6 protein-coding genes, 1 tRNA gene and 1 pseudogene are annotated in these 6,319 nt (G+C 47.4%); 5 read left to right on the top strand and 3 right to left on the bottom strand.

Going from position 1 to position 6,319, the window contains the following annotated elements:
- The first annotated feature begins 20 nt into the window (after nucleotides 1-20).
- The 4 genes from pstC (at nucleotide 21) to BZG73_RS14455 (ending at nucleotide 3,810) form a co-directional block, all read left to right on the top strand.
- Nucleotides 21-1,403 carry a phosphate ABC transporter permease subunit PstC gene (pstC, locus tag BZG73_RS14440; RefSeq protein WP_046075216.1) on the top strand — a complete coding sequence of 461 codons (1,383 nt, stop codon included), beginning with the start codon at nucleotides 21-23 and terminating at the stop codon, nucleotides 1,401-1,403.
- On the top strand, nucleotides 1,396-2,700 hold the full coding sequence (gene pstA, locus BZG73_RS14445; RefSeq protein ID WP_077600397.1) for a phosphate ABC transporter permease PstA: 1,305 nt from the start codon (nucleotides 1,396-1,398) through the stop codon (nucleotides 2,698-2,700). The genes pstC and pstA overlap by 8 nt, the downstream gene beginning before the upstream one ends.
- A 133-nt stretch (nucleotides 2,701-2,833) precedes the next feature.
- On the top strand, nucleotides 2,834-3,586 hold the full coding sequence (pstB, locus tag BZG73_RS14450) for a phosphate ABC transporter ATP-binding protein PstB (protein ID WP_235606085.1): 753 nt from the start codon (nucleotides 2,834-2,836) through the stop codon (nucleotides 3,584-3,586).
- Nucleotides 3,587-3,719: 133 nt separating this feature from the next.
- Nucleotides 3,720-3,810, top strand: a tRNA-Ser gene (locus tag BZG73_RS14455).
- Between the two features lie 195 nt (nucleotides 3,811-4,005).
- Here the strand turns inward: BZG73_RS14455 and BZG73_RS16285 are convergent.
- The 3 genes and pseudogenes from BZG73_RS16285 to BZG73_RS16295 all read right to left on the bottom strand — a co-directional run.
- Nucleotides 4,006-4,233, bottom strand: a complete 228-nt coding sequence (locus tag BZG73_RS16285; protein WP_046073465.1) for a tyrosine-type recombinase/integrase — start codon at nucleotides 4,231-4,233, stop codon at nucleotides 4,006-4,008.
- Entirely contained in the window at nucleotides 4,218-4,499 is a 282-nt protein-coding gene (locus tag BZG73_RS16290) for a tyrosine-type recombinase/integrase (protein WP_407690289.1), read from the bottom strand. The genes BZG73_RS16285 and BZG73_RS16290 overlap by 16 nt, the downstream gene beginning before the upstream one ends.
- A gap of 105 nt (nucleotides 4,500-4,604) precedes the next feature.
- A pseudogene (locus BZG73_RS16295) lies at nucleotides 4,605-4,810 on the bottom strand (site-specific integrase); the annotation flags it as partial.
- Nucleotides 4,811-5,133: 323 nt separating this feature from the next.
- Here BZG73_RS16295 and BZG73_RS14465 point away from each other — a divergent pair.
- Nucleotides 5,134-6,012 carry a DUF2726 domain-containing protein gene (locus BZG73_RS14465; protein ID WP_077668666.1) on the top strand — a complete coding sequence of 293 codons (879 nt, stop codon included), beginning with the start codon at nucleotides 5,134-5,136 and terminating at the stop codon, nucleotides 6,010-6,012.
- Nucleotides 6,013-6,319: the final 307 nt, after the last annotated feature.

A 6,319-nucleotide genomic window follows, 5' to 3' on the forward strand; every position in this document is an offset into this window, starting at 1 on the left:
GTGCGTGTTCAGGAGGAACAATGACAACACCCATGCTGATGACCGTAATTGCTGTAATTGCAATTTCAGGCTTTTTTATTGCTCGAGCACGTTCAATCAAGCTCGCCGATACGGCTGGCGGATTGAGTAAGCTTCATTCTCGTCCTAATTATTACGGCTCTTATGTTGCGATTCTCGCGGCTATTCCGGCACTGGTTCTCTTATTGTTGTGGCAAGCGGTAGAACCCAACTTGATCCACAGTTTGGTGATGGCACAGATATCTGATGCGTATGTTACGCAGTTCGGCAACGCCGACTTGCTGTACAGTCAGATTGGAAACGTCGCTCGTGGCATCACCCAAACTGACGATGCTGTCTTGTTGGCAGCGGCTGACCACTATCAAATGCTGAACCAACTGGGAACGACATTGCGTTTCACCGCAATGACATCGCTCGCGTTAGCGGGTTTGGCTTTTGGCTGGCGCTCTCTGCGATTACGTCTTCGCGCTCGAAATCGCGTTGAAAATGTGATGCAGGCGTTTTTGCTGCTTTGCTCAACACTCGCGATTTTAACCACACTGGGCATTGTGCTCTCGGTGCTGTTTGAGGCGTTGCGCTTTTTCCAAATGATTCCGGTCACTGAGTTCATCTTTGGTACTGAGTGGTCGCCGCAAATTGCATTGCGCGCCGATCAGCAGGCGGCGAGTGGCTCATTTGGTGCAATTCCCTTGTTCACTGGCACCTTGATGATCTCGTTTATCGCCATGTGTATTGCGGCGCCAGTCGGGTTGATGAGTGCCATCTATTTAGCCGAATACGCATCGCCGCGTGTACGGGGTATCGTCAAACCGATTCTGGAAATCCTCGCCGGTATTCCGACGGTGGTTTATGGCTTCTTTGCCGCCTTGGTCGCCGCGCCGTTTATTCGTGATGTGGCACAGGCGATCGGCTTTAGCAGTGCCTCGTCAGAGAGTGCTCTGGCTGCGGGCGCGGTAATGGGGATCATGATTATTCCTTTCGTTTCGTCATTGTCAGACGACGTGATCACCGCTGTCCCCCAATCGCTGCGTGATGGTTCGTTCGGACTGGGTGCCACGCCGTCAGAAACGGTTCGTAAAGTGGTTCTACCGGCTGCGTTACCCGGCATTGTGGGCGGCTTATTGCTGGCTGTCTCACGTGCAATCGGCGAAACCATGATTGTGGTGATGGCGGCGGGTCTGTCTGCGAATCTAACGGCCAATCCACTTGACTCAGTGACCACAGTGACGGTGCAAATTGTAACTTTACTCGTGGGTGACCAAGAATTTGATAGTCCAAAGACCTTGGCGGCGTTTGCTTTGGGTCTGACATTATTTGTTGTGACACTCGCACTTAACGTGATTGCGCTGAACATCGTGAAGAAATACCGGGAACAATATGACTGATAAAATCGAAAAAATGGCGCAAGAAAAGCGCGCAAGGGTAAGGGCAAGCTTAGCAAAGCGCCGCGGGAAAGAAGGACGTTTTCGTTTTTACGGAATGGGCTCTATTTTCCTTGCGTTTACCTTCTTGGTTTTATTGCTCGGCTCGATCGTCTCGCAAGGTTATACCGCTTTCTACACCACGGAAATCCGCTTGACCGTTGATTTAAGTGAAGAAAACCTAGGGATTGAAGGCAAGCCATTAAATGACGAAACCCTTAAATACTTGGGTTATCGCTCAGTGCTGGCGGATGCCATTTTTGATGCCATGCCAGACGTGACGTCGCGTGGCGACAAACGTGAGCTGTTCCGTTTTCTGTCTAACGGCGCCGAGTATGACTTGCGTGACCGTGTGGCGGCCAACCCTGACTTGGTGGGGCAAGAAGTAGAAATTTGGGCACTCGCTGGCGATAACGTCAACCAATTTAATAAAGGCAATATCGATGGCAGCTTGCCGGAGTCTTATCGCCAGTTTAAGGACAAACACATTGGCTGGTTCAATCAGCTTAAAGAAGACGATCGTGTTCGCACCGTGTTCAACTCGCGCTTTTTCACCAATGGTGACAGCCGTGATGCTGAACTTGCTGGGATCTGGGGCGCGACCGTAGGCTCTTTCTATACGTTGCTGGTGACACTGGCATTAAGCTTCCCTATCGGGGTGGCAGCCGCGATTTACTTGGAAGAATTCGCGCCACGTAATCGCATCACTGAGATTATTGAAATCAACATCAATAACCTGGCAGCGGTACCGTCGATCGTGTTTGGTTTGCTGGGCTTAGCCGTGTTCCTCAACTTTGCCGACCTACCGCGTTCAGCGCCGGTTGTTGGCGGCTTGGTACTGACGCTGATGACGTTGCCAACTATCATTATTTCGAGCCGCGCATCTATCAAAGCGGTGCCACCCTCGGTACGTGACGCCGCCTTGGGTGTCGGCGCATCGAAAATGCAAATGGTGATTCATCATGTGTTGCCATTAGCTATGCCTGGCATGCTGACTGGCACCATTATCGGTATGGCACAAGCGCTGGGTGAAACCGCGCCGCTACTGATGATTGGTATGGTGGCCTTTATTGTGGATATCCCTTCAGGGCCACTGGATGCAGCCACTGCGTTACCCGTTCAAATTTACTTATGGGCAGAGAACCCTGAAAAGGGCTTTGTCGAAAACACCTCTGGCGCAATCATGGTATTGCTGGCATTCCTCGCGCTTATGAATGCCTGTGCCGTGATTCTGCGTAAGCGTCTTGAGCGACGCTGGTAAGTCGGGAGAAACAACCATGACGACGACAACAATGAACAATGTAGCCATGACCGAAGAAGTAGTAGATGCCACGCCGCAAAATACCGCGGCACCGACTGAGACGTGTGGTGTACCTTTCGTAGAAAACCCACGCATGACTGCCCGTAATGTATATGTGAATTACGAGAACGGCTCAAAATCAGCGATTACCGATGTCAGTCTGGATATTGGTGAAAAAGAAGTCTTGGCGATGATTGGCCCGTCAGGCTGTGGTAAATCCACCTTCTTGCGCTGCCTAAACCGCATGAACGATACCATTCCTGGGTGCCAAGTATCGGGTGATATTATTTTGGATGGCGAGGATATTTATCATCGCGACACCGAAATTGTGGAGCTTCGCTCGCAAGTGGGCATGGTATTCCAGCGTCCTAACCCGTTTCCGAAATCGGTTTACGATAACGTGGCATATGGCCCACGTATTCATGGTCTGGTTGACGGCAAAGATGAGTTAGATGGCCTGGTCGAGCAATCACTGACGCGGGCAGGGCTTTGGAACGAAGTGAAAGATCGCCTGGATCAGCCCGCAACAGGCCTATCAGGCGGCCAGCAGCAACGTCTGTGTATCGCACGTACCATTGCTGTCGCGCCCGAAGTGATCTTGATGGATGAGCCTTGCTCGGCGTTAGACCCCATTGCCACCGGTATCATTGAAGAGCTGATTGCCGATCTGAAGAAAAACTTCAGCATTGTGATCGTCACGCACTCGATGCAGCAAGCGGCACGTGTGTCTGATCGCACCGCTTACTTCCACCTTGGCGACTTGGTTGAAGTCAACAGCACACAAAAAGTCTTTAATGACCCTGAGCACAAACTGACCTCTGACTACATTAACGGTCGCTTTGGTTAAGCCGATATGGCGCTGACCCAGCGCCATTGGGTATATAGCAGGGGCGTTTGCTGATTATTTCAGCGTTTAGCGATAAAAGTGCAAAAAGTCACTTTACATCAGCTACCTCTGCTCATACTATACGACCCGTTCCGGAGAGATGGCTGAGTGGTTGAAAGCACCGGTCTTGAAAACCGGCAAGGGTTAATAGCCCTTCTAGGGTTCAAATCCCTATCTCTCCGCCACATACCGAAAGCCGCTGCTCAGTCAGCGGCTTTTTTGCATTTATTGTCCCGCAAACTCCCAAACCCTGACCTCACCAACATTTTAGGCGTTTGTGCCTAAACAGCTATTCTGCACTTTGGTATTCTAACCCTTTATATTTCTGCCTCTTACATGGCATTTTTGGACGCCGCTAACCAACGGCGGTAGCGTGGGCGTTAAAGCAAATCCATTGGGCTTGTCGTGCCCGCAAATTGTTGCCCGATCACATGGGTATAGATCTGCGTGGTAGAGAGGTCGGTATGGCCCAATAAGGTTTGAATGGTGCGAATATCGTAACCCGCCAAAAGCATCTGTGTGGCAAAGCTATGGCGAAACGTATGACAGGTAACGTGCTTATGGGTGATGCCGGCCTTTTGCACCGCACGGTTTAAGGCTTTACGCACATTGGAATCATGCAGATGATGTCGGCAGCTCTTTCACATAATGTATGTAACTCACCGGCCAATTGATTAGGCAGCAAGGTGGTGCGTGATTTTCCACCTTTGCCATTATGAACAGTGATCGCGTTATGATTAAAATCCAAATCCTTGATGCGTAACCTCAAGCACTCATTGATGCGTAGGCCACTGCCGTACATCAGCCCACAAATCAGCTTATCTCTTGCGCCAAGGTAGGCAAAAATTCTGGCAACTTCTTCTTTACTGAGCACAATTGGAATTCGCGGCGATTTTTTGGACGGACTAAACGCAATCTTACCTAGCGGCTGGTCTAAAAACTGGTTGTATAGAAAGGCCAGTGCATTAAGGGCAACCTTTTGCGTATTCGGTGAAACTTGCTGCGCATTCGCCAAATAAGACAGAAACGTTTTACATCCTCATCACTGAGCTCTGTAGGATGCTGCTTATGATGGAAAAAGATAAATCGACGAACCCAGTATAAGTAACTCTTCTCGGTTTTGATCGCATAGCCTCGCCGCCTGATCTCGTGCTGAGGGCTTGCCATAAACGGGCTTTTGGTCATGATCCTTTCCCTCAATCTAAGACTGTTTACTCGTACAGCTTATTGGTAGAGAAAGCCAAATAGTGTGCACACTTTTTCGAGACACATTCACATTATCGCCGAAAGACAAAATATTAGTTAAATATAACCAATGAGTTATAAACTCGTCTTTGAGGATAGTGTGAACGCCTTGTCCGAGATAGGCGGCGTGCACACTTTCGCAGACAAGGTGATTGCTTCAAGCGTTAAAAATGTGTTTCATTATAAGTATTTAGATGAAAAAAGGCGCGTATGACGGTTTTGGAAAATCGAGCGCGCGCATTAATACAATGTTATAAAACTATATGAATTTACGATTACTAAATAAATATGAAGAGGTAACTTACGATAAGTTAGCTCATGTTTGTAAGGAACGAGCCAAAGTTTTTACTAAAGTAAGGTTGGCTGATGTATTCCCTATAAACAACAGCGGGATATCAAAAGATGAGTTTAGCTATTGTTTAAAGTCTCATTTTGATTTTGTTATTGTAAACGATGACTATCACCCAATATTTGCAGTTGAGTATGATGGTCGTCAACATAGGACTGAATCACGTCAAATAAAAAATGATCTCCTTAAAAATAGTCTTTGTAAGAGGTTTGAACTCCCGATTCTACGAGCAAACTTTAATTATGTATCGAAAGAGTTTAAAGGTCTTGATTTACTGACTTATTTTATTGAATGTTGGTTTCTGTGCGAAGATTTTCAACAAGCTCAGCTTATGGGTAACATTCCTTATGAGGAAGATTTTGACCCTTGTTTTCTTATATCTACCTCCTCAGATACGAATTCTAAATTTCCGTATTGGATATCGTTGGAGGCACAACTAGCAATAGAAAAGCTTTATAAGCAAGGTCATATAAAACAACGAGTTCCATCAGATTGGGTTGGTCTAGATAACAAAGGAAACTATAGGTGTATTACGTGGCTTGAGGTGTCTGATCACGAAGTTCTCCACTTGACGACAGGTATGCATGATCAACAATTTAACTGTGTAAGTATTTCAGAAACGATAGAAATGATAAATATTGTTGAATTACATCAAGCGCTTAACGATTTTCTAGACAAAAAAATAAAAGCAGTATCAACGGAGCAGTTTAAAATATTGCTTGAACAATTTACATCTCGTTATGAGCCGAGAGGTTCTACTATAGCAGGAAGTATTGTGGCAAAAGTTTTATAACAAGCAATTTAAGAGTGATTCCCCACGCTTGGCATTTTTGGTTTGGGTCAAATTTAGTGTTTACGGCGTCCAAGTTGAGTGTCGTGGTAGCGTGGCTCACATCTTAATTGGGCTACATGGATTCCCCCGTTCGTCAAGCATCCGCGAAGCGTATTGAGTTTGGTTTGGACTGCCGCTCTACATTCGGCCTTTTACTGACTCACGTCATGGCCCTGATGACATTGCGCGGTTGCAGTGCCTAATTCGTTAGAAGGCATCAAGGTGCCCGCCGCATTAACAGGCTCTCTGCAAATGGTCTTCACCGATA

Origin of the sequence: Salinivibrio siamensis (assembly GCF_001996005.1) — a bacterium.
Lineage (GTDB): Bacteria > Pseudomonadota > Gammaproteobacteria > Enterobacterales > Vibrionaceae > Salinivibrio > Salinivibrio siamensis.

Coding starts and splice junctions, on each gene's coding strand:
- pstC (WP_046075216.1), top strand. CDS start 21: ATGACAACACCCATGCTGATGACCGTAATTGCTGTAATTGCAATTTCA.
- pstA (WP_077600397.1), top strand. CDS start 1,396: ATGACTGATAAAATCGAAAAAATGGCGCAAGAAAAGCGCGCAAGGGTA.
- pstB (WP_235606085.1), top strand. CDS start 2,834: ATGACTGCCCGTAATGTATATGTGAATTACGAGAACGGCTCAAAATCA.
- BZG73_RS14465 (WP_077668666.1), top strand. CDS start 5,134: ATGAATTTACGATTACTAAATAAATATGAAGAGGTAACTTACGATAAG.